The organism is Streptomyces sp. IBSNAI002, assembly GCF_052244475.1.
Lineage (GTDB): Bacteria > Actinomycetota > Actinomycetes > Streptomycetales > Streptomycetaceae > Streptomyces.
Genome location: NZ_JBQPXG010000002.1, coordinates 626271 through 647537 on the forward strand (window position 1 = coordinate 626271; position 21267 = coordinate 647537).

The 21267-nt window shown below is 72.6% G+C and carries 25 protein-coding genes; 10 read left to right on the plus strand and 15 right to left on the minus strand.

Features of this window, described 5'->3' with window-relative positions; translation table 11 throughout:
* Positions 1-176: 176 nt before the first annotated feature.
* Both ACTVZO_RS03190 and ACTVZO_RS03195 read left to right on the plus strand, forming a co-directional pair.
* Positions 177-1829 carry an AMP-binding protein gene (locus ACTVZO_RS03190; RefSeq protein ID WP_443296868.1) on the plus strand — a complete coding sequence of 551 codons (1653 nt, stop codon included), beginning with the start codon at positions 177-179 and terminating at the stop codon, positions 1827-1829.
* Between the two features lie 122 nt (positions 1830-1951).
* Positions 1952-2194: a DUF6059 family protein gene (locus ACTVZO_RS03195; RefSeq protein ID WP_443296869.1), complete on the plus strand. Its 243-nt coding sequence runs from the start codon at positions 1952-1954 to the stop codon at positions 2192-2194.
* A gap of 70 nt (positions 2195-2264) precedes the next feature.
* Here ACTVZO_RS03195 and ACTVZO_RS03200 read toward each other — a convergent pair whose 3' ends face one another.
* Both ACTVZO_RS03200 and ACTVZO_RS03205 read right to left on the minus strand, forming a co-directional pair.
* Positions 2265-2471, minus strand: a complete 207-nt coding sequence (locus ACTVZO_RS03200; protein WP_443296870.1) for a hypothetical protein — start codon at positions 2469-2471, stop codon at positions 2265-2267.
* A 67-nt stretch (positions 2472-2538) separates the two neighbouring features.
* Positions 2539-3705, minus strand: a complete 1167-nt coding sequence (locus tag ACTVZO_RS03205; RefSeq protein ID WP_443296871.1) for a hypothetical protein — start codon at positions 3703-3705, stop codon at positions 2539-2541.
* 323 nt (positions 3706-4028) lie between these two features.
* Between ACTVZO_RS03205 and ACTVZO_RS03210 the strand changes: the two genes are divergently transcribed.
* Positions 4029-4268, plus strand: coding sequence for a chaplin (locus ACTVZO_RS03210; protein WP_443296872.1), 240 nt, complete (start codon positions 4029-4031; stop codon positions 4266-4268).
* 80 nt (positions 4269-4348) lie between these two features.
* Here ACTVZO_RS03210 and ACTVZO_RS03215 read toward each other — a convergent pair whose 3' ends face one another.
* The 8 genes from ACTVZO_RS03215 to ACTVZO_RS03250 are packed head-to-tail and all read right to left on the minus strand — an operon-like array spanning position 4349 to position 11647.
* The gene (locus ACTVZO_RS03215) at positions 4349-5173 is read right to left on the minus strand and encodes an NAD-dependent epimerase/dehydratase family protein (RefSeq protein ID WP_443296873.1); all 825 of its coding nucleotides are present in this window, start codon (positions 5171-5173) and stop codon (positions 4349-4351) included.
* Complete coding sequence (locus tag ACTVZO_RS03220) at positions 5170-6309, minus strand: hypothetical protein (RefSeq protein WP_443296874.1); 1140 nt, start codon at positions 6307-6309, stop codon at positions 5170-5172. Before ACTVZO_RS03220 ends, ACTVZO_RS03215 begins: the two co-directional genes overlap by 4 nt.
* Entirely contained in the window at positions 6303-7568 is a 1266-nt protein-coding gene (locus ACTVZO_RS03225) for a glucarate dehydratase family protein (protein ID WP_443296875.1), read from the minus strand. The genes ACTVZO_RS03220 and ACTVZO_RS03225 overlap by 7 nt, the downstream gene beginning before the upstream one ends.
* A complete protein-coding gene (locus ACTVZO_RS03230; RefSeq protein WP_443296876.1) occupies positions 7568-8560 on the minus strand; it encodes a 5-dehydro-4-deoxyglucarate dehydratase in 993 nt (330 codons plus the stop codon). Before ACTVZO_RS03230 ends, ACTVZO_RS03225 begins: the two co-directional genes overlap by 1 nt.
* 8 nt (positions 8561-8568) lie before the next feature.
* Positions 8569-9426, minus strand: a complete 858-nt coding sequence (locus tag ACTVZO_RS03235) for a carbohydrate ABC transporter permease (RefSeq protein WP_443296877.1) — start codon at positions 9424-9426, stop codon at positions 8569-8571.
* Entirely contained in the window at positions 9423-10307 is an 885-nt protein-coding gene (locus ACTVZO_RS03240) for a carbohydrate ABC transporter permease (RefSeq protein WP_443296878.1), read from the minus strand. The genes ACTVZO_RS03235 and ACTVZO_RS03240 overlap by 4 nt, the downstream gene beginning before the upstream one ends.
* Positions 10307-11320, minus strand: coding sequence for an extracellular solute-binding protein (locus tag ACTVZO_RS03245; protein ID WP_443303032.1), 1014 nt, complete (start codon positions 11318-11320; stop codon positions 10307-10309). Before ACTVZO_RS03245 ends, ACTVZO_RS03240 begins: the two co-directional genes overlap by 1 nt.
* Before the next feature lie 9 nt (positions 11321-11329).
* Positions 11330-11647 carry a hypothetical protein gene (locus tag ACTVZO_RS03250; protein WP_443296879.1) on the minus strand — a complete coding sequence of 106 codons (318 nt, stop codon included), beginning with the start codon at positions 11645-11647 and terminating at the stop codon, positions 11330-11332.
* A 119-nt stretch (positions 11648-11766) separates the two neighbouring features.
* Here ACTVZO_RS03250 and ACTVZO_RS03255 point away from each other — a divergent pair, with 119 nt between their 5' ends.
* Positions 11767-12546: an IclR family transcriptional regulator gene (locus tag ACTVZO_RS03255; protein WP_443296880.1), complete on the plus strand. Its 780-nt coding sequence runs from the start codon at positions 11767-11769 to the stop codon at positions 12544-12546.
* Positions 12547-12594: 48 nt separating this feature from the next.
* Here the strand turns inward: ACTVZO_RS03255 and ACTVZO_RS03260 are convergent, their stop codons facing one another.
* Together ACTVZO_RS03260 and ACTVZO_RS03265 are read right to left on the minus strand one after the other, a co-directional pair.
* Entirely contained in the window at positions 12595-13671 is a 1077-nt protein-coding gene (locus tag ACTVZO_RS03260; RefSeq protein ID WP_443296881.1) for a right-handed parallel beta-helix repeat-containing protein, read from the minus strand.
* Positions 13560-14621: a hypothetical protein gene (locus ACTVZO_RS03265; RefSeq protein ID WP_443296882.1), complete on the minus strand. Its 1062-nt coding sequence runs from the start codon at positions 14619-14621 to the stop codon at positions 13560-13562. The genes ACTVZO_RS03260 and ACTVZO_RS03265 overlap by 112 nt, the downstream gene beginning before the upstream one ends.
* Before the next feature lie 185 nt (positions 14622-14806).
* Between ACTVZO_RS03265 and ACTVZO_RS03270 the strand changes: the two genes are divergently transcribed.
* From ACTVZO_RS03270 to ACTVZO_RS03285, 4 genes are all read left to right on the plus strand, one after another.
* Positions 14807-16357, plus strand: a complete 1551-nt coding sequence (locus tag ACTVZO_RS03270) for a cellulase family glycosylhydrolase (protein ID WP_443296883.1) — start codon at positions 14807-14809, stop codon at positions 16355-16357.
* Positions 16358-16643: 286 nt separating this feature from the next.
* Entirely contained in the window at positions 16644-17165 is a 522-nt protein-coding gene (locus ACTVZO_RS03275; RefSeq protein ID WP_443296884.1) for a lytic polysaccharide monooxygenase, read from the plus strand.
* Between the two features lie 44 nt (positions 17166-17209).
* Positions 17210-17698 carry a DUF6328 family protein gene (locus ACTVZO_RS03280; protein ID WP_443296885.1) on the plus strand — a complete coding sequence of 163 codons (489 nt, stop codon included), beginning with the start codon at positions 17210-17212 and terminating at the stop codon, positions 17696-17698.
* Positions 17699-17762: 64 nt separating this feature from the next.
* Positions 17763-18275: a pyridoxamine 5'-phosphate oxidase family protein gene (locus tag ACTVZO_RS03285; protein WP_443296886.1), complete on the plus strand. Its 513-nt coding sequence runs from the start codon at positions 17763-17765 to the stop codon at positions 18273-18275.
* Here ACTVZO_RS03285 and ACTVZO_RS03290 read toward each other — a convergent pair.
* A complete protein-coding gene (locus ACTVZO_RS03290; protein ID WP_443296887.1) occupies positions 18251-19507 on the minus strand; it encodes a hypothetical protein in 1257 nt (418 codons plus the stop codon). The genes ACTVZO_RS03285 and ACTVZO_RS03290 overlap by 25 nt on opposite strands.
* A 199-nt stretch (positions 19508-19706) precedes the next feature.
* Here ACTVZO_RS03290 and ACTVZO_RS03295 point away from each other — a divergent pair, with 199 nt between their 5' ends.
* Positions 19707-19937 (plus strand): DUF6296 family protein, encoded by a 231-nt coding sequence (locus ACTVZO_RS03295; protein WP_443296888.1) that lies wholly within the window; start codon positions 19707-19709, stop codon positions 19935-19937.
* 25 nt (positions 19938-19962) lie between these two features.
* The gene (locus tag ACTVZO_RS03300) at positions 19963-20583 is read left to right on the plus strand and encodes an L-threonylcarbamoyladenylate synthase (protein ID WP_362306304.1); all 621 of its coding nucleotides are present in this window, start codon (positions 19963-19965) and stop codon (positions 20581-20583) included.
* A gap of 24 nt (positions 20584-20607) precedes the next feature.
* On the opposite strand, the gene ACTVZO_RS03305 is transcribed toward ACTVZO_RS03300, so the two are convergent.
* Positions 20608-20982, minus strand: a complete 375-nt coding sequence (locus tag ACTVZO_RS03305) for a hypothetical protein (RefSeq protein WP_443296889.1) — start codon at positions 20980-20982, stop codon at positions 20608-20610.
* Entirely contained in the window at positions 20961-21230 is a 270-nt protein-coding gene (locus ACTVZO_RS03310) for a hypothetical protein (RefSeq protein WP_443296890.1), read from the minus strand. Before ACTVZO_RS03310 ends, ACTVZO_RS03305 begins: the two co-directional genes overlap by 22 nt.
* Between the last annotated feature and the right edge of the window lie 37 nt (positions 21231-21267).

Consider the following 21267-nt stretch of genomic DNA (forward strand, 5'->3'; position numbering starts at 1 on the left):
CTTCTCTAGCTGCTCTCGAGCGGAATTCGACCGAGGGTCCGGGAATCCTCGAAAGAGCATCGATAATTCTGCATTGCGGAAACTTTTTTCCGCCACTGGAGAGACGATTACACAACCTGTTGAAGCATGTCCAGTGCGGCAATTGACGCACTGTGAGGACGAATGGGAGACCCGACATGAACCACGGCGACCGACTGTCCCCTCCTTATGGCGCTTCACCTGCGGAATTCCTGCACGAATTCCTGCTGGCGGCCGCGACGACATTTCCCGACCGGCCGGCCGTCATCGAGCCGGCCGATAGCGGGACACGGGAGACCACCTATCGGGAACTGGCCACGGCGGCGGGCGTGCTCGCCGGGGGCCTCGCCGCGCTCGGGGTCGGCGTCGGCGACCGCGTCGTCCTGGAGGCGGACTCCTCCGCCGCGGCCCTCGCCGCGCTGCTCGCCTGCTCCACGCTGGGCGCGGCCTTCATCCCGGTCAGCCCGCAGACCCCGCGGGAGCGGCTGCTGTCGATCGTCGCCGCGACGGATCCGGTGCTTCACCTGCGGGATGCCGGTACCCCCGGCCCGGAACTCCCCGCGGCCACCGGCACGGCCACCTTCACCGCGGCCGGGGTGAGCGCCGAGCGCCCGCCCGCGCCCCGGCCGCGCCGGCGCACCGAGCGGTCGGTGACCGACCCGGCCTACATCATCTTCACCTCGGGCACCACCGGACGGCCGAAGGGCGTGGTGATGAGCCATCGCGCGGTCGTGGCGTTCTACCGCGGCATGCTGGCCGAACGCCTGGTCACCGAGCACGACCGGGTGGCGTCCACCTCTCCCCTGCAGTTCGACTTCTCGCTGCTGAACTTCGGCATGGCCCTGGGCGCCGGCGCCGCCGTGGTGCCGCTCAAGCCCGAAGTGGTGCGCTGGCCCCGGCGCTTCCTGTCCGCGCTGCACGAGGCGGGCGTCACCCAGGTCAACGGGGTGCCCTCGCTGTGGACTTCCGTCCTGCGCCGCGACGCCGGCCGGCTCGCCGCACTCGGCTCGCTGCGCACGATCCTGTTCTGCGGCGAGAAGTTCCCGCTGCCGCAGCTGCGCCGCGTCCAGGAGCTCCGGCCCGACCTGCGGATCGTCAACTGCTACGGCAGCACCGAGTCCATGGCCGCCTCCTTCGCCGAGGTGCCCCGGCCGCTGCCGGCGGACGAGACGGACCTGTCCATCGGCGTGGCCCACCCCGGCGCCGAGATGCTGCTGGTCGACGCGGACGGCCGCGTCGTCGACGAACCGTACGCCACCGGGGAGATCCTGCTGCGGACCCCCGCGCTCTTCTCCGGGTACTGGGACGACCCGGAGGCCACCGACGCGGCGCTGGCCCCCGATCCGCTGGAGCCGCGCTCCGGGCAGCCGCTGCTGCGCACCGGGGACCTCGCCTACCGCGACCCGTCCGGCGCCTTCCGGCTGACGGGGCGGACCGACTCGCAGGTGCAGATCCGTGGCAACCGGGTGGAGCTCGGGGAGGTCGAACGCAGGCTGCTGGAGCTCGCCGGGACGGCCGCGGCGGCGGTGTTCGCCGAGGAGCGCGGCGCGGAGGGGACGGTGCTGTGCGCGTTCGTCGTCCCGGAACCGGGTACGGGCGCGGGTGCGAGCACGGGCACGCGCACGGCTACGGGCACGGGCACGGCCACGGCCACGGGCGCCGACGCGGCCTCGGACGCCGCCCGGGTCCGGGCCTTCTGCGCCGAGACGCTGCCCGCGTACATGGTGCCGCAGGAGGTCAGGTCGGTCCCCGCCCTGCCCGTCACCGCCAACGGCAAGACCGACCGGGCCGCGCTGCTGGCCCTGCTGTGAGCGCCGCGGGCGGCTCCGGGCGGACGCGAGTGCGTCCCGAGCCGATGTCGAGCGGGGGCCCAGGGCCGACCGGAAGCATCTGCCGAAGCATGATCGTTTCGACGGATGAGGTGACAGTGGACATGCGACCCGGCAGGCGGCCTTCCATCACGCGGCGCTGGGCGGGCGTGGTGTGGCAAGGCCTGGTCTCCTTCGGCACCCTGCACCTGAACGGGGAGATCGCGCGCGCCGAGCACCGGCCGGGACCCGCCCCGCTCGACTGCCCGCCGCCGGGCCACCCCGAGCGCCTGCGCCCCGACGTCCCCTTCACCCCGGTCGAACGCGCCCTGCTCCGCGACCTCCAGTCCCGCCGCCCGGTCCGCTGACACCCGGCGCCCCCGCGGCGCGCTCGGGGGGCCCGCCCGCCCGGCGGAGGCACGGCGGGCCCGCCGGTTCCTACGGGCGCCGGGGCCGCAAGGGCGCGCCCTGACCGCCGGTGGCGGCCGAGTCGTGGTCGGGGTGGAGGCCGAGCATGTCGAGGAGGTCCTCCAGCTCCTCGGCGTTCGCGGCGTGGGCGGCCGCCGTGCGGCGGGCCGCCCGGCGCTCGGCGAGACCGGCCGGCGCCGATACGGCCAGGACGTCAATGGCGTACGGATCGTTCATGCACCGATCCGACCACTCCCCCTCGCCCGGGGCAGCTCCATGTGCTCCACCTGCCGAGACGTGCCTGTCAGGAGCAGCCCGGGACCGTTCCGGCACAGTTCGCGGGAAGGTTCGTACCGATCTCGCTCTCCGTGAGGGTCACGACCGCGCCGGCCCCGTTGGTGATGCTTCCGCCCGCCCCGACGGCACGGTTCCCCGAAACGGTCGTCTGTTCGAGCGTCAGCTGTGCGGTGTCGGCCCCCGCCACCTGCTCGTTGCTCAGGCCCCCGCCGTCGCGGGCCGCCGAGTTCCTCTCGACCTTGCTGTCGCTCAGCGTGGCGGTTCCTTCGTTGTGGAGGGCGCCGCCGTCGTTGCCCGCCTTGTTCCCGGTGAAGGAGGTGTCGTAGACCTCGAGCGTCGCGTCCTCGCCGTTGTGGATGCCGCCGCCGTCGATGCCGGCCCAGTTCTCGACGAGCCTGCTCTGCCTGATCTCCGCGCTGCCGAGGTTGTTGACGCCCCCGCCGTTGTCGTCCCGGGCCTGATTGTTCGCGAGGTAGCTGCGGTCGACGGTCAGCGTGCCGTGGTTCTGGATGCCGCCGCCGTCCTCGTCGGCCGTGTTGCCGGCGACGGTCGCCCTCCTGAGCGTGAGGGTGCCGGTGGCGTCGTTGCTGAGTCCGCCGCCGAAGCCGGGTTCGCCCGCCGACGAGGTGGCCACATTGGTCAGGACCGTGCTGTCGACGAGCGTGACGTCGCCGCCCGCGTTGGCGATGCCCCCGCCGGCCCCGCCCGACTGGTTGCCCACGACCTTGCTGTTCTCCAGCCTCAGGATCCCCCGGTTGGCGATGCCCGCTCCGTTCCCCTCCGTGTGGCCGCCGGTCACGCCGATGCCCTTCAGCGCGAGCCGGCCGCTCTGGCCGACGGCGAGGATGCGGAAGTACGGGAGGCCGTCGCGCACGGAGCGCATCAGCGTCGAGTTGTCGCCGACGATGGCGACCTTCCCGGTGATGGCCGGCAGGGCGGTGCCCGAGTTCTCGAAGTCGTCCTGGAAACGGTAGGCGCAGTCCTTGACCAGCCTGATCGTGCCGCCCTCGGGCTGTGCGTTCGCCTGCCCGATGGCCGTGACGAGTCCGGTCACGTCCCCGCAGCCGACGCTGAGGTTCAGGGGGGCCTGCGCCGCCGTGGCGGGCGCGGCGGCGGTGCACAGTCCGACACTTGCCAGGACGGCGGACCCGGCGAGTACGAGTCGATTCCTCATGCGTTCCCTTCCTCGGTTCGGAGGCACCAGAGGTATCTCCCGCCGGGGGCGGGCCCCCGCACCCGCGTTCGGACCCTCCGCAAATCCACGCGAACGGCCGTCAGCTCCCCGCCCCCGCCGGAAAGCCTCGGACCGGGGCCCGCAAGCGCCGCCGGGCCGCGGCGCGGTGCCGCCGAATGCCGCCGTACGCGCACTCCTTCGGGGGAATCCGGCGGGTGCGGCCGGGCCCTGGGGGCCGGGGCTGCCGAAGCAAGGATGCGGACCCCGTCCGGGGCCCCCGGCGCAGCCTGGCTGTGCTTGCCGTCTGTACAAGGAGATTTCACATGTCGCGTGTCCTGAAGAGTGCCGGGCTGGCCCTCGCCGTCGGCTTCGCGCTTCTCGGTGGTGCCTCGGTCGCGTCCGCCGACGCCGAAGCCTGGGGTATTGCGGCCGGCTCCCCCGGTGTCCTGTCCGGGAACCTGATCCAGGTACCGGTCGACATCCCGATCAACTTCTGCGGCAACTCCATCAACGTCATCGGGTTCGGCAACCTGGCCGCCGACAACGTCTGCATCAACGCCTGACACGCACAGAACCCCGGGTGGTGCCGTGTTGGGGCACGGCACCACCCCGCCGGGCGGCCCGGACCGGGCCGCCCGGCGGCTCAGCCGGCGCCGTGCGGATCGGCCAGGGTGAAGGAGCCTCCGACGTAGCGGGCGTCGGGGTGGGCGGGGTCGAGGGGGCCGTGCGCCGCGAGCAGCGCGTCGGCGTAGGCTTCCGCGTCGTCCTGCGGGGCGTAGCCGAGGGCGCGCGCCGAGCCGAGGTCCCACCAGGCGCGGGTGTTGGCGCTGATGCCGTTGACCACGGTGTGACCGACGCCCGGGGCGGTGAGGGCCGCGTGCACGAGACGGCCGCAGTCGGCCGGGCTGAGCCAGGTGGCCAGCATGCGGACGGAGCGCGGCTCGGTGAAGCAGGACCCGATCCGCAGGGAGACGGTCTCTACGCCGTACTTGTCGGCGTAGAGGGAGGCGAGGTTCTCCCCGAAGGCCTTGGACAGGCCGTAGTACGTGTCCGGGCGCGGCACGGCCGCGCTGCCGATGGGCGCGCCGCCGGTCAGGGGCACGTAGCCGACGGCGTGGTTGCTGCTCGCGAACACGACCCTGCGGACGCCTTCCCGCCGGACCGCCTCGTAGAGGTGGTAGGTGCCCTGGACGTTGGCTCCGAGGACCGCCTCGAAGGTGTCCTCGAGGGAGATCCCGCCGAGGTGGACGACGGCGTCGACACCGCGCACCGCCGCGCGCACCGCGTCGGCGTCGCGCAGGTCGAAGACGAGGGAGTCGGCGCCCTCGACCGGCTTCAGGTCGGCGAGCCGCAGCCGGTAGCCGTAGCCGGGCAGGCTCGCCCGCAGGAAGCCGCCGACGCCGCCCGCGGCGCCGGTCAGCAGGAGGGTTCGGGGCGGGGCGGGGGACGCGGGGCGGGGCGGGGTCATGAGCGGAACTCCTTCGCCAGGCGGGCCAGCAGCGGCAGCCGCGGGGGCGGCAGCAGGCCGAGGTGGTAGAGGCTGAGCCGGCTCGCCCCGGCGGCCCGCAGCCCTCGTACGTGGGCGGGCAGCCGTTCGGGGTCGGCCGGCGGCTGGGCGGTGACGTAGGCGTCGACGGGCAGGCCGTGGCGCGCGGCCGCCTCGACCAGGGCGGCGGAGCCGGGGCCCGTCGGCCAGCAGGGCACGAGGAGGGCGTCCACCTCCTCGGGGGCCCGGGCCGTCAGCCCGGGTGACGGCCCGGTGGCCCACGGGTCCGGGTGGGCGTGCAGGGTGACCGGGACACCGGGCAGGGTCGCGCGTACGGCGGCCAGCACCTGCCCGCGCAGCTCGTCGGCCGCGGCGTGCCGGGCCGCGAGGAGCACGGCTCCGGGCGCCTCCGGGACCGGCGGGCCGTCGGCGGCGGCCGAGCGCCGCAGCAGGGCCACGGCCTCGGCGGGTTCGAGTCCGGCGGCCCGCCAGCGGGCTCGGCAGGCGGCGCAGCAGCACACGGACAGGGCCTTCAGGGCGGTGGCCGGGTAGGCGCCGTCGGTCTTCTCGTGGCAGCCGAGGTGGACGGCGCCGAGCTGCCCGGCGGACTCCAGGGACACCCCGCGCACCGCGCCGGGGGTGAGTCCGCGCAGCGCTTCGGCGGCGAGGGTGGCGCAGTAGTCCCGTACCTCCGGCTGCGCGGGGCACAGGGCGTACGGGTAGGACTCGCCGAAGCAGTTGGTGACGGCGAGCCGCGGGTGGAGGGTGCCCAGGCGGCTGTCGTGGGCGAGCACCAGCCAGGCGTTGACCGGGATGCCGGCCGCGGCGAGGGCCTCGACGGCGGCGCCGCCCGGATCGGGGCCGGGCACCCATTCGGCCGGGGAGGGCACCAGGCGGCGGCCGGTCCACGCCCGGTGGTCCACGGGGCGGTAGAGCGCGGAGCGGCGGACATCGACGAACCGGCGGTGCGGGTGCAGCGGGGTGGCGGCCCGGGTGGAGTGGTAGCTGAGGGCGAGGGTGACGGCGTCCAGGCCGGCGTCCCGGGCCCGCTCGGGGAAGGCGGGGTCGTCCAGGACGTCCCAGGGGTAGGCGTGGGCGGAGACGGTCGGGTTCACCATCGGGGCCGCCGCTTGCGGAAGGAGGGGTCGAAGCGCCGCATGTACCCGGTGTCGTCCCGTTCCCGGATGCCGCACCGCAGGTAGTTCTCGTGGAGGCGGGCGAGCGCGTCGGGGTCGAGGCGGACTCCGAGTCCGGGACGGTCGGGTACGGCAACGGATCCGTCGCTGATGCGGAGCGGCTCGGCGAGGACGTCCGCCCCGTACTGCCAGGGCGTGTGGGTGTCGGCGGCGTAGGACAGCTCCGGCAGGGAGGCGCCGAGCTGGGTCATCGCGGCGAGGCTGATGCCGAGGTGGCTGTTGGAGTGCATGGAGACGCCGATGCCCCAGGTCCGGCAGATCGCGGCGAGTTCGGCGGTGCGGCGCAGGCCGCCCCAGTAGTGGTGGTCGGCGAGGACGACGCCGACGGCGCGCTCGGCGAAGCCGCGCGGTATGTCCTCGGGGGCGACGACCACCATGTTGGTGGCGAGCGGCATCGGGGCGGTGCGGGCCACCTCGGCCATGCCGTCGATGCCGGGTGTGGGGTCCTCCAGGTACTCCAGGAGGCCTTCGGTCTCGGCCGCGACGCGCCGCGAGGTCTCGACCGTCCAGGCGGCGTTGGGGTCGAGGCGCAGCGGGTGGTCCGGGAAGGCCTCGCGCAGGGCGCGGATCGCCTCGATCTCCCGGTCGGGCGGGAGGACTCCGCCCTTGAGCTTGATGGAGCGGAATCCGTACGTGCCGGTGAGCCGGCGGGCCTGGGCGACGATGCCGTCCGGGTCGAGGGCCTCGCCGTACGGGTCTGCGTCCTGCGGGGCTCCCGGGTGCGCGGCCCATTTGTGGAAGAGGTAGGCGGAGTAGGGGACGCGGTCGCGGACGCGGCCGCCGAGGAGGTCGGCGACGGGACGGCCGACGAGCTGTCCCTCGAGGTCCAGGCAGGCGGTTTCGAAGGGGCTGAGGACGCGCAGGGTGGTCTTGTGGGGGCTGGACCCGCCGGTCAGGCCGCGCCGGTCGGGGGTGTCGGTGTCCTCGCCGAGCACGGTGCGGACGCGGCGCAGCAGGGCGTGGGTGTCGAAGGGGTCGAGCCCGGTGAGGGCGGGGCCGACGGCGTTCAGGAGCCGCAGGTGGGGTGCGTCGCCGTAGGTTTCGCCGAGGCCGACGAGGCCGTCGCCGCAGCGGAGTTCGACGATGGCCCGCAGGGCCCACGGCTCGTGTACGCCGGCGGAGTTGAGCAGTGGCGGGTCGGGGAAGGCGACCGGGGTGACGACCGTTTCCAGGACGCGCATCAGACCTCCAGCCCGGCGAGTGTGGCGCGGCCGCGGGCGATGACCTCGGCGAGCCGCCGCTCGTGCTCGGCGGCGGGGTCGACGAGCGGCGGCCGGACGTGGCCCATGTCCAGGCCGGCCTGCCGGGCGCCGGCCTTGACCAGGGCGACGGCGTAGCCGGGTGCCGTGTCGCGCAGGGCGACGAAGGGCAGGTAGAACTCGGCGAGCAGGGTCCGGACGGCGCCCTTGTTCCCGGCCCGTACGGCGCGGTGGAAGGCGGTCGCGAGGTCGGGGGCGAAGCAGAGCACGGCGGAGGAGTAGCACTCGACGCCGATGGCCCCGTACGCCTGAACGGAGAGCTCTGCGGTGGGCAGGCCGTTGAGGAAGCCGAACGCGTCCGCGCGGGGGTGGCCGCTGGTCCGGACGGCGGTGACCAGGCGCAGCATGGCGTCGACGTCGCCGCGGCCGTCCTTGATGCCGGTGACGGTGGGGATGTCGAGGAGGGCGAGGGCGGCGGCCTCGTCGAGGACGGCGTTGGCCCGCTGGTAGACGGTGACGGGGAGGGCGGTGGCGGCGGCGACGTAGCGGATGTGGTCGACGAGGCCCGCGGGGGTGGAGGAGACGAGGTAGGGCGGGAGCAGCAGCAGACCGTCGGCTCCGCACGCGGCGGCGGTCTCGGCGAACTCGCGGGCCAGGCGGGGGCCTCCGCCGCAGCCCGCGACGACGGGGAGCCGCCCGTCGGCGACGCGGACGGCGGTGGCGACCACGTCGCGGTACTCGTCCGGGGACAGGGCGGTGAACTCGCCGGTGCCGCAGGCGACGAAGAGCGCGGCGGGGCCGGCGGCGATCTGCTGCTCCAGGTGTGCGGCGAAGACGCCAAGGTCCACCTTGTCGTCTGAGGTGAACGGGGTCAGCGGAAAGGACAGCAGCCCGTGCAGGCGCATGAGGTGGATCTCCTTGACTGGCGAGGGGGTTGACTGCGGGTCAGGGGTGTGAGGCGGTATCGGCGGCACCAGCGGCGTCAGCCCTTGACGGCGCCGGAGGTGAGGCCGCGCATGAACTGGCGCTGCATGGCGACGAAGGCGAGCACGCTGGGCAGCAGGGCGAGCAGCGCGGAGGCGAGCAGTACTCCGACACCGACCTCCTCGTCGGCGCGCAGGGTGCGCAGGGCGAGCGGGAGGGTGAACTGCCGGGCGTCGGTGGCGACCAGCAGCGGGAGCATGTACTGGTCCCAGATCATGGTGAAGCCGAAGATGCCGATGACACCGAGGGCGGGCCGGCACAGCGGGAGAATCACCGACCAGAAGACCCGCAGGTCGCCGGCGCCGTCGAGGCGGGCGGCCTCCTCCAGTTCGACCGGTATCTCCTTCATGAACTCGGCGGTGACCAGGATGGAGAAGGCCCAGGCGCCGACCGGGACGATCATTCCCCAGAGGCTTCCGGTCAGCGAGAGGTCGGAGAGGACCAGCGAGAGCGGGATGGCCAGGATCTCCTCGGGCAGCATCATCGTGCTGAGGACGAGGAGGAAGACCAGGCGCAGGCCGGGGAACTTCTTGCGGGCCAGGGCGTAGGCGGCGGAGACGCTCACCCCGATCTGGAGGAGGAGCCCGCCGCCGACCACGACGAAGGAGTTGAGCAGGTAGAGCAGGACGTCGCGCTCGAAGGCCGCCTCGAAGTTGGCGAGCGTCGGCCGTGTCGGGACGAGGGTCAGCGAGGTGGGGTCGGTGGTGTGGTTGAAGGCGCTGGCGAGCAGGGCGATCAGGGGGCCGGCGAAGACGAGCACCAGCAGGGCGTACAGGAGGAGTTTCGCTGCGGCGGCCAGCGGGCCGCGCCTCTCCTCCAGGCCGAGGGCGGTGTCGAGGCGGTTGGCGCGGCTCACCGGGCGGCCTCCTTTCCGGTGCCGGTCCGGGACAGCCGGACGGCCAGCGTGAGGGTGACGGACGCGGCCAGCAGGACCATGGAGCCGGCGGCGGCGACGCCGAGTTCGGCACGTTCCAGGCCGAGCTTGTAGACGAGGGTCATCAGCACCTCGGTGGAGCCGCTGGGTCCACCGTTGGTGAGCAGGAAGATCTCGGTGAAGACCCGCAGGGAGCGGATCGCGGCGAGTGTGAGCAGGATGGCGAAGGCGGGGCGCAGGGCGGGCAGGGTGACGTGCCAGATCCTGCGGGCGACGCCGGCGCCGTCCGCGGCGGCGGCCTCGTAGAGGGTCCGGTCGACGCCCGCGAGTGCCGCGATGAAGATCATCATGTCGTAGGGGGCGCCGCGCCACACGCCCACGGCCATGACCGACCACAGGGCGCTGTCGGGGCCGGACAGGAACGCGGAGGGCCCTGCGCCGAGCCAGCCGAGCAGGGTGTTGACGGCGCCGTCGGCGGCCGGGTGGTAGAGGATCCGCCAGACCTCGGCGACCACCGCCATGGCGGTCACCGTCGGCAGGAAGACGGCGGTCCGTACGATCCACAGCCGGCGGGCGGTGCCCTCCAGCAGGAGGGCCAGGGCCAGTCCGAGCACCATCGAGCCGCCGGTCTGGCCGAGGGCCAGGACCACGGTGTGTCCGATGGCATCGAGGAACGCCGTGTCGGTGACGACCTGCCGGTAGTTGGCCCATCCCACCCAGCGGTCTCCCAGGTAGGGCCGCACCTCGTGGAAGCTCATCTCGATCGCCCGCCACATGGGCAGGAACTTGAAGAGCGCGAAGAGCAGCAGCGCCGGGGCGAGGAACAGCCAGGGAGCGGCCCGCCCCCGCCACGGCCGCCGCATCAGGACGCTCCCTGCTTCTTCAGCTCCTCGGAGAAGGCGCCGGCGAGCTTGCCGAGGACGGCCCCGGGGTCGGAACCGCAGTCGGCGACCATGCCGTTGACGGCTTCGGCGGAGGCCTGGCGGAACGGCGTCCACTCCTTGACGACCGGGGAGTAGCGGCCCGCCTCGCGATAGACCTTGTCGAACACCTGCCAGCGGGTGTCCTGGCGGACCTCCGCGAGGCGCACCGACTTGTTGACGGGGAGCCGGACGACGTTGCCCGCGGTGTCGCCTGCCATGCCGGCGCGCTGTCCCTCGGCACCGATCAGGAACTCGGCGTACTTCAGCTGGCCCTTGGGGTTTTTGGAGCCCGCCATGAGGTACGTGTTCTCACCTTCGGCGAGTACGGCGCTCTTGCCGCCGGGGCCCGGGGGCAGCGGCAGGATCTCGTACTTGTCCTTGCCGAGGGCCTTGTCGAAGCGGGCCATGTTGTAGGGGCCGGTGAGGTAGATGCCGCCCTTGCCCGTCTCGAACAGCGGGTGGGCCTGGGTGGTCTCGGCGGTGACGGCGCCGGGGACCACGCTCTTGTCGGAGCAGAACTGGTCCTTGAGGTACTGCGCGGCCCGCACGGCCTCCGGGCTGCCGAGGGCGGGTGCGAGGCTGCCGCCCTCACCGGTGAAGTACTCGCCGCCCGCCGACCACAGGGAACTGGAGAAGTACCAGTCCATGTAACCGCGCTTGGTGGTGCCGGGGATCACGTAACCGTAGGTGTCGGCCTTGCCGTTGCCGTCCGGGTCCCCCGTGGTGAAGGCGGTGGCCAGCGCGTCCAGCTGGTCCCAGTCGGCGGGCGGCGCGATGCCCAGCTTCTCCCGCCAGTCCTTGCGTACGAAGAGTGCGAAGGTCTGCGCGGAGAAGGGGACGCCGTAGTACTTGCCGTCGGCGGCGCGGGCGGCCTCCCAGGAAGCGGGTATGAGCTGGTCGGCGCCCGCGAGCTCGGACTGCCCCACCTCGCGGACCAGGCCCTGCTTGACCAGGGTGCCGAGCTACGCGGTGTCGTTGACGATCAGGTCCGGGAGCTTCCGCTGCGCCGCCGCCTGCTGGAGCTTGGTCTCGAAGTCGTCGAACAGGGCGGTGACTTCGGCCCGGATGCCGGTGGCCCGGGTGAAGGCGGCGGCCAGTTCCCTGTGCGTCTGCTCGGTGGGCGAGCCCGGGGGCTTGCGGACCCAGACGGTGAGCGGGGCCTTGCCGTCGCCGGCACCGGCGGCGGCGTCCGGGCCACCGCCGCAGCCGGTGAGGGCGGTGAGGGCCAGGGCCCCGGCCAGAGAGGTCGCCAAGGTGGTGGATGCGGATCTGCGAATCATCGAATGTGGATCCCAGTCTAGATATGTGGACAGGATCTGAGAATGTGATTGCCCTGCAAGGGGAAGTTAGCCTTCGCTACCATGCCGGTCAACAGCCATGCGGAATTTGGAGGGTTCACATGCCCGGAGCCACCCCGGACGTCGCCACGGTGAAGTCCGCCGAGCGAACGGTGCGGATCCTGGAGGCACTTGCCGCCTCGCAGGACAAGCTCACCGTCACCGAGCTCCAGGAGCGGCTGGGCTATCCGCGCAGCAGCCTGCACGCCCTCGTCCGCACCCTGCGCGAACTGAAGTGGGTGGAGGCGGACGACAGCGGCTCCGCCTTCGGCGTGGGCCCGCACGCCCTGCTGTCCGGTACCGCCTACCTGGACCGCGACCCGGCGTTGCCGTTCGCGCACGAGGTGATGGAGGACCTGCGCGAGGAGACGGGCTACACCGTGCACTTCGCCCGCCGCGACGACGCGTACGTGCTCTACCTGGCCAGCCGCGAGGCACGCGACAACGTCCGCGTTGTCTCCCGGGTCGGACGCCGGCTGCCCGCGCATCTGACGGCCCTCGGCCAGGCGCTGCTCTCCGACCTCACCACCGAGGAGGTGGACGCCGTGCTCCCGGCGCGGCTGGAGGCGTTCACCCCGAGCACGGTCACCGACCGGACGGAGCTGCACGCCGAACTGGCCCGGGTCCGCGACCGGGGCTGGGCCCTGGAGCGGGAGCAGGGCACGCCCGGGGTGGCCTGCCTGTCGGCGCCCGTGCACTACCGGATTCCGGCCTCGGACGCGATCAGCTGCTCGATGCCGGTCGGGGCCGCGACCGAGGCGGAGACGCAACGCGTCGCGAAGGCGGTGGTGGCGCACGCCACCGCCCTCGCGAACACGCTGCGCCGTCACGGCATCAGGTGACGCGACCGGCACGGCGACCGGCCACGGCAAGCACGGGGATCACGGGGATCACGGGGTGACGGGGACGTTGGTCAGGCCGCTCGTCGCCCGTTTGACGGTGTTGGAGGAATGGACCACGTTCGGCCGGCCGGAGCATTTGGACACCGAGGTGACCTTGACCGCGTACGCGCCGGCCCCGCCGAGGTCCGAGGTGTTGCCCCGCCACACCGTGCCGCACCCGTTGGCGAAGGCGGGTGTGGTGCCGGGGTTGTGCGTCTCGTAGCCGTTGGCGAAGGCGCCGGGCGGGGCGAAGGTGCCCTTGTTGCCTTCGATCAGGTAGTCGACGCCCTTGACGTCGACCCACGAGTCGGCGGAGTTCTGGCCGCTGATCCCCCGGCCGTCGAAGGTGTTGCCGCGGATGGTCCCGGCGAAGGTGCCCTCCTTGACGTCGATGGCCTCGGCGGCCACGTGGGGACCGATGCGGTTGTTCTCCACCAGCACCCGGTCGGAACGGTCCGCTCCGCCCGAGTTTCCGTGGCAGCCCCAGTTCGATCCGGCGGAGCCGAGGTACACGCCCTCGCCGTAGCCGGGCCGGACCAGGCCGGTGTGCTCGATGGCGGAGTTGCGGAGCACGCCGTCCGCGGAGGACTTGCGGAAGTGCACGCCCTCCTCTTCGACGTGGTGGACGTACAGCCCGTCGGCCTTCACGTGGCGGGAGTCGTCGATGACCACGCCCTTCTTGGAGTCCTTCACGGTGAAGCCGGTCCGGTTCCAGTACGGCGCTCCGTACAGCCACAGCCCGTAGCCGGAGTCCCAGCCGGCGGTCGGCACGGGGCAGGACGGGGCGGCTCCGGAGGGGCCGTCGTTGACGAGGACCGCGGTGCGCGGGCCGGTCAGGGTGATCGGCTGGGACGCGGTACCGGCCTTCCGGGCGAGGAAGGCGCCCCGGTACTCACCGGCGGCCATCCGGATGGTCTGGCCCGGGGCGGCCGAGGCGAGCGCGCTGCGGAGCTCGGCCGAGGTGTCCACGTCGATCACCGGGGCGGGTGGCGGGGCGAGGGTCTGGATGGACGCCGCGGCCCGGGCGGGCAGGGCCAGCAGGCCTGCCGCGACCAGGCCCGCGAGGCCCGCCGTCGATCTGCGCATGTCTCTCCTCCTCCTACCGCCGGACGGCGGTCAGGTCGGCGGATCTGCTGGCGCATGTGGATGTTCTGGAGCGGGCCGTCGCCGGGCCGGATGTCCTGCTGGGCGTAGAACGCGAGGGAGTTGGCGGCGCGGATGTTGACCAGGCCGCCGACCGTGAAGTGGGTGAGGGAACCGGCGGCGGCGAGGTGGACGACGGTGTCGCCGGTGCGCGCGGCGAAGGCGGTGTCGCCGGCCTTGCCGCGCAGTTTCAGTCCGGACTTCCAGTGCACGTTGACGGTGCCCTCGAAGAGGTCCTTGCGGTTGGCGGGCGCCGCCGCGTATTCGGAGGCGTAGCTCGTGTGCACCCCGCGCGACTGGACGCGGAAGAGGCCGCGACCGGGCCAGATCCAGCCGCCCTTGGCGGAGCCGGAGGTCATGCCGTCCTCGTCCCAGTCCGATCCGTCCGGGGTGAGGGCGTCGTAGCGGGTGTCGGCGTCGGGCCTGAAGACGATCCGGGTGCCGCCGGTGCCGCTGCCCGCGCCGCGCAGGATCAGGTGGTCGGCGTCGACGGAGAGCTGGCGGGACACGTCGAGGACGCCCGCCGGCAGGGTGATCAGCGAAAGCCTGGTGGGGGACGCGCCGGGTGAGCAGGTGGTGCGGATGTGGTCGATGGCGGACTGGAGTCCGGCGGAGTCGTCGGCTCCGTCACCCGGCCGCACGCCGTACCGGTCCGCGAGTTCGGCGGCGGTGATCCGGCAGGCGGCGTCCGGGGTGGTCTGGGCGGCGCCCGGCAGACCGGCGCCGCCCCGGTAGCCCGCCCTCGACCAGTCGTACAGGCCCGGGGCCGGGGTGCGGCGGTTGGCCTGCGACAGGTCGAGGCCGGCGGGTGGCACAGCGGCGGGGAGGGCTGGCCGGGGGCCGGCGGACCGGGCGTCCGCGACGCCGATCGCGGCACCCGTGGCCAACAGCACGGCCGTGACGCCGCCGTACGCGACGGCGGCTCTCCATCGTGCGGACAACGTGTACCTCCGGGCGGTTGTGGGGGGTGGAGGAGGGTGAAGCCGTGTCACATCGTGCTGACAACCGTCCAGCTGGTCAATAACTGTCTCAGCATCAACAGTCAGTCCACATACGTGGATTACATGCAAGGGGTCTTGTGCGGTCCGCCCGGACGCTGCTATTCCATGCCATTAGGAAAGTTTCCTTACGATCGCCGGATCGTCAACGGGATGGAGACACCTTGAGACCCCCACGTGTTCGGCTGCGTTCCCTCGCCGGAGCCGGAACGCTCATCAGCGCACTGCTCATAGCCCTCACCGCCGCACCCGGCGCCTCCGGCGCCTCGGTCGCGACGGCCGCTCCCGCCACCCACGAGGCGGAGAGCGCCACCCTCTCCCGGGGCGCGGCCGAGTCCAACCACGCAGGCTTCACCGGCAGCGGGTTCGTCAACTACGACAACGTCAGCGGCAGTTATGTCGAGTGGACGGTCAACTCCGCTCAGGCCGGCACCGCCGCGCTGGGCCTGCGCTACGCCAACGGCACCACCACGAACCGCCCGATGACCATCACGGTCAACGGCACGGCCGTCGCGTCGAACAAGGCGTTCAACGGGACCGGGGCCTGGACCTCCTGGTCCACGACCAGCCTCAGCGCCGCGCTCAAGGCCGGCGCCAACACCATCCGGGCCACGGCCACCACCGCGGGCGGCGGCCCCAACGTCGACCACCTCACGGTCGACACCGGCACCACCCCGCCCGGGCCGGGCACCACCCCGGTCGGCATCAACGGCCAGCTCACCGTATGCGGCACCAAGCTCTGCAACCAGTACGGCAAGCCCGTCCAGCTGCGCGGCATGAGCACCCACGGCACCCAGTGGTACGCGCAGTGCCTCACCGGCGGATCGCTCGACGCCCTCGCGAAGGACTGGAACGCCGACGTCCTGCGCGTCTCCACGTACGTCCAGGAGGAGGGCTACGAGACCGACCCGCAGAAGTTCACCGACCTCGCCCACTCGCTCATCGAGCAGGCCACGGCCCGCGGCATGTACGTGATCGTCGACTGGCACATGCTCGACCCGGGCGACCCGAACTACAACCTGGCCCGGGCCAAGACCTTCTTCAGCGCGATCGCGAACCGCCACAAGGGCAAGAACAACATCTTCTACGAGATCGCCAACGAGCCGAGCGGTGTGAGCTGGGCCAAGATCAAGAGCTACGCGGAGCAGATCATCCCGGTCATCCGGAACATCGACTCGGACGCGCCGGTCCTGGTCGGCACCCGCGCCTGGTCCTCCTTCGGCGTCTCCGAGGACGGCGACGAGACCGAGGTGGTCAACAACCGGGTGAACGCGTCCAACATCATGTACACCTTCCACTTCTACGCGTACTCGCACCGCGAGGAGTACCTCGACACCCTCTCCCGCGCCGCCGACCGGATCCCCGTGTTCGTCACCGAGTTCGGCACGCAGAACTACGCCGGCGAGGGCGGCAACGACTTCGCCATGTCGCAGAAGTACCTCGACCTGATGGCGGCCAAGAAGATCAGCTGGACCAACTGGAACTTCTCCGACGACAACCGCACGGGCGCCGCCTTCAAGCCGGGCACCTGCGCCGGCAACGGCCCGTGGGCCGGAACCGGCTCGCTCAAGCCGGCCGGCGTCTGGATCCGCGACCGCGTCCGCACCGCGGACGACTTCCCCACCGGCTGACGCCGCCGGCACTCCCCGCCGGCCACTGAGTCCCACGGCCCCCTGCCCCGTCCGGTGCGCGCCACCGGGCGGGGCTCGGCACTGGCCTGAATCCGCCTTTCCCCGAAAGGACTTGTGAACCCCCCTGAGACGTCACGCCGTGTCCACCTTCACATCCATTCGGCGAACGGCCAGGAAGGGGGGGCGTGATCGTGAGAAGACACCCGAAACTGTGGGCGGCACTGGGATCGGTGACCCTGGTGGCGCTCGGAGCGTCCGCGGCTCCCGCGAGTGCCCACGGCGCCCCGTGGACTCCGGTCAGCCGCAGCGTCGCCTGCACACCCGACACCGGCCGCTACACCGGATCGGCCGCCTGCGCCGCGGCTCTGGCGGCGAGTCCCGGCGCGGCTACGACCCCGTGAAGCCGCTCGCCTGGTCGGACCTGGAGCCGCAGCCCTTCCTGACGGTGACCGACCCCCCGCTGACCGGGAACACGTACACCTTCACGGGACAGCTCCCGACCGGCCGGACCGGACGCCATCTGCTCCTGACCGTATGGCGCAACACGGATCTGCCGGACACCTACTACTCCTGCTCGGACGTCTACTTCCCCGGTGAGGGCCCGGCCGGCGCCGCGGCTGCCGGACCCGTCACGTCCGGCTCCGCGCCCGGCGCGGGCGCCGACACCTCCCTCACCCTGACGGCCACCGTACGGACCCCCGACGGCCGGGGCGGCACAGCGGCCGTCGCAAGCGCCGTGCTCGCCTCCACCTCGGTCCTGTCGTTCCTGCTCCTGGTGTTCTGGGTCCGCCGGACGAAGCGGTGCTGACCGCCCGGCGCCCGGAGGACGGGAAGGGGAGGCGCGCGAGGACCATGGACGTACCCGATCCGGACAAGGCCTACGCGGAGCTCCTCCAGGAGGTCCGCGTCGCGCAGACCGGCGTGCAGATCCTGCTCGGCTTCCTGATGACCTTCGCCTTCAGCCCGCGCTTCGCCTCCCTCACCAGCATGCAGAGCACCCAGTACGTGCTCACGCTGGTCGTGGCCTTCGGCGCGGCCGCCTTCCTGACCGCCCCGGCCCCCTTCCACCGGGTCGTCTTCCGGCACGGCCTGCGCTCGCGCCTGCTGAACGTGTCCAACCGGCTGGCGCTCGTCGGCCTGGTGCTGCTGATGCTCGCGATGAGCAGCGCGCTGCTGCTCGTCGTCACCATGGTCCTCGGCCCGGGCAAGTCGAGCCTCATCGCCTCGGTCACCTCCAGCGGGATCGTCTGGCTCTGGTTCGGGATGCCCATGTGGCACCGGCTGCGCTACGACGCGGAAGAGGAGGACGACCCCGGGGACGGGGACGGGCGCGATATGTGAACCTGGGCTCAGGCAGGTCAGGTCAGGTCAGGTCAGGTCAGGTCAGGTCAGGAGGACGTTCCACATGCCCGACGAGGAACCGCGCACCGAGCTGGACGCGCGTTACAGCGACGAGCAGGCGACCGCGGTGCCGTGGTCGCAGGCCGTCACCCGGCTGGCGGAGGCGGAGCTGTACTGGCTCACGACCGTACGCCCCGACGCGCGGCCGCACGTCACCCCGCTGATCGGCGTCTGGTCGGACGGTGCGCTGCACTTCTGCACCGGACCGGAGGAGCGCAAGGCCAAGAACCTCCGGAGGAACAAGCACGTCGTCCTGACCACCGGCACGAACGCCCTGCACGAGGGCTTCGACCTGGTGGTCGAGGGCGAGGCGGCGCGCGTGACCGACCCGGCCCGGCTGCGCGCCCTGGCCGCCGCCTGGGAGGCGAAGTACGGCGCCGAATGGCACTTCGACGTGGGCGACGGCGTGTTCGTCAGCCCCGAAGCGGGCGAGGCCCTGGTCTTCCGGGTGGCCCCGCGCACCGCGTTCGGCTTCGGCAAGGGCGGCTACAGTCAGACGCGCTGGCTCTTCGCCTGACGCACGCCGCCACCGCCGTTGCGGCCGCTGCCGCCCGCGTCTGCGAAGACCAGCGTGACCGCCACCGAGACGGCCGCCACGGCGGTGATCGCGAGCCCGGGCCCGAGGTACTCGGCCGCGCCACCCGCGATCGCGGCGCCGATCCCCTGCCAGGTCATCCGGCCGGCCGACTCCACGCCCTGGACCTGACCGCGGACCGGGTCCGGGGTCAGGTCGAGCAGCCGCTCCTGGAGGGGCAGGGTGGCCGCGAACCCGGCGCCGGCGACGAACACCGCCGCCGCCGCGAGCAGGACCGGCGGCTCCGCCACGAACAGCAGGTACGGGACGGCGAGCAGCAGCCGCAGGGCGAAGGCGCAGCGGCGGCGCCGCTCGGCGGTCAGCAGGCGGCCGACGGCCAGGTCGCCGAGGAGCATGCCCGCCGCCCCGGCGGCGAGGAAGGTGCCGGCGTGGTCCGGGTCGTAGGAGATGAACAGTGCCTCGCAGCCGACGATCAGGCCGTTGGGGACCCACAGGTTGAGCAGCAGCCGGCGCCGGCCGGGATCGGCGAAGAGAGCGGCGTTCGCCGTCCAGGTCTGCCGCAGCCCGGGGCGGCGCGTGAGTCGGATCGAGTGCTCCCGTACGGTGGCCGCCACCACGGCCGAAGCGAGTGCGGTCAAGGCGGCGGCGACCAGGAAGACGCCCTGTGGTGAAAGGAAGCGCAGCAGTACGGCGCCGGCCGCGTAGCCGAGGATCGCCGTGCCTCCGGCCGTGATGTTCATCAGGGAGCGCGCGGGCACGTAGGCGGAGGCGGGCACCACCTCGGCGAGCAGGCCCAGCCGGGTGCCGGTACCGAGGGACTGGAAGAAGCCGAGCACCAGCAGAGCCGCGAACCGGACGGGCAGCGGCAGCCCGGGCACGACCTGGACCGCGACGCCCGCGAACGAGAGCACGTGGAGGACGACCAGCGTGCGCCGCGGGCGTTTCCCGTCCGCGACGGACATCAGGGTCAGGGCGCCGAGCACCGTCGCGAAGGTGGCGCCGTACATGCTGACGGCCGTCAGGAACGGCGAGCGGGTCTGCCCGCCCACGAGGGTGCCGAGCGCGAAGCCCGCCAGGGTGGTCGCGGCGGCCGTGAGGGTGAAGCCGGCGTACAGTCCGGCGAACTCGCCGGTGCGCAGCAGGTCGCGGTACGCGGTCGTGGTGGAGGAGTCGGGGGCGGGCGCCGCGTCGGGCGCGGAGGTGGAGGAAGGCATAAAAAAAGCCTTCGTGCGCATGTGCGGGGCACGGGCGCCGGAGGCCAACGGGTGCATTTTAGCAGCGTTTCGCCCCTCAGGCTCCGGCATCACCCTCCGTCACCACACGGCGATGCGGTCGCGGCGCCCGGACCGCATGATGAGACGGCGGGCGGCCTGCCGTGCGCAGCTGCCAGGAGGACCGGCCGGAGGGAGCGAGATGCACGCGGAACGCTACGAACTGGTGTTTCCCGAGGGCGCCGAGGAGAGCCAGGACGTGGTCGTCGTCAGCCGTACGGACCGCACCGGCCCCGGCGGCCACCCCGTCTACTGCGACGTGACCGGCATCGTCCAGGCGGAGATCAGCGACCAGGCCGAGGTCCGGATGCTTCCGTCGAGCGGACAGCAGGCGCCCGCCCACGGGGTCCAGGCCCGGCCGATGCCCGGGTGACGCGCGTCCCCGGTAGGCTCGGCGGATGGCCAAGTACTTCGATGTGCACCCCGAGAACCCCCAGCCGCGCACGATCGGCAGCGTGGCGGACAGCATCCGCTCCGGCGCCCTCGTCGCGTACCCCACGGACTCCTGCTTCGCGCTGGGCTGCCAGCTGGGCAACCGCGAGGGCATGGCCCGGATCCGGTCGATCCGGAACCTGGACGAGCGGCACCACTTCACCCTCGTCTGCCAGAACTTCGCGCAGCTGGGTCAGTTCGTACACATCGACAACGACGTGTTCCGCGCGATCAAGGCGTCGACCCCGGGCCCGTACACCTTCATCCTCCGGGCGACGAACGAGGTGCCGCGCCAGCTGATGCACCCGAAGAAGAAGACGGTCGGGGTCCGGATCCCCGACCACGCCGTCACCCAGGCGCTGCTCGCCGAACTCGGGGAGCCGCTGCTCTCCAGCACCCTGCTGCTGCCCGACGAGGACGAGCCCATGACGCAGGGCTGGGAGATCAAGGAGCGGCTCGAGCACCTGGTGGACGCCGTCCTCGACTCGGGGGACTGCGGGACCAGGCCCACCACCGTCATCGACTACTCCAGCGGCGAGGCCGAGATCGTCCGCGCCGGGGCGGGCGACACCGACCGCTTCGAATAGCCGCGCCCCACTGCTCGTAGTTGGTCACGTGCAGTCGACGGTGTGCGGGTGGACGAGCGCCTTCAGCTCGGCGAGGCTGCCGGCCCGGGGCAGGCCGAGGCTGCCCTGCACGGGCTGGCCCGGCTTGGCGGAAGCGCCGCCCGCGGCCGGATCCTCCTGCGGGGTCTCGAAGTTCGGGCTGCCGCTGCCGTCGGCGCTGCCGACGAAGTCACCGAGCACGCAGCCGTCGACCAGAGCCGCCTCCTTCTTGTACCCCTTGGGCACGGCGAAGCTCGGGTTGCAGGTGAGGATGCGCAGGTCCGAGCTGGCGAGGGCGAGGGCCGTCTTGGTCTCGGTCGGCGTGACGGCGAAGTTCGCGCCCACGAACACCCGGCTGTTCAGGCCTCGGTCACCGACCACTTCCCGACCGTCGTGAGGTCGGTCAGCGGCAGCCTGCTGTCGCCCGGTTCGGTGCCCGTCTTCTCGCACGAGGCGTACTGCTGGACGTACTTCTGCGCCTCGGCCAGGGAGGCGGGCGCCGGCGCCGAAGGCCCTCCGATGCCCGGCGGTACGGTCGCCGACCGGCCGGGCCCGGCGTCCTCGCAGGCCGCGAGCGTGCCGGGGGAGACGAGGAGGACGGTCGCGGTGAGGGTCCGCTCGAGGCGCACGAGGTGCTTTCGTCGGGCCGGGCACGCGGGATGCGCG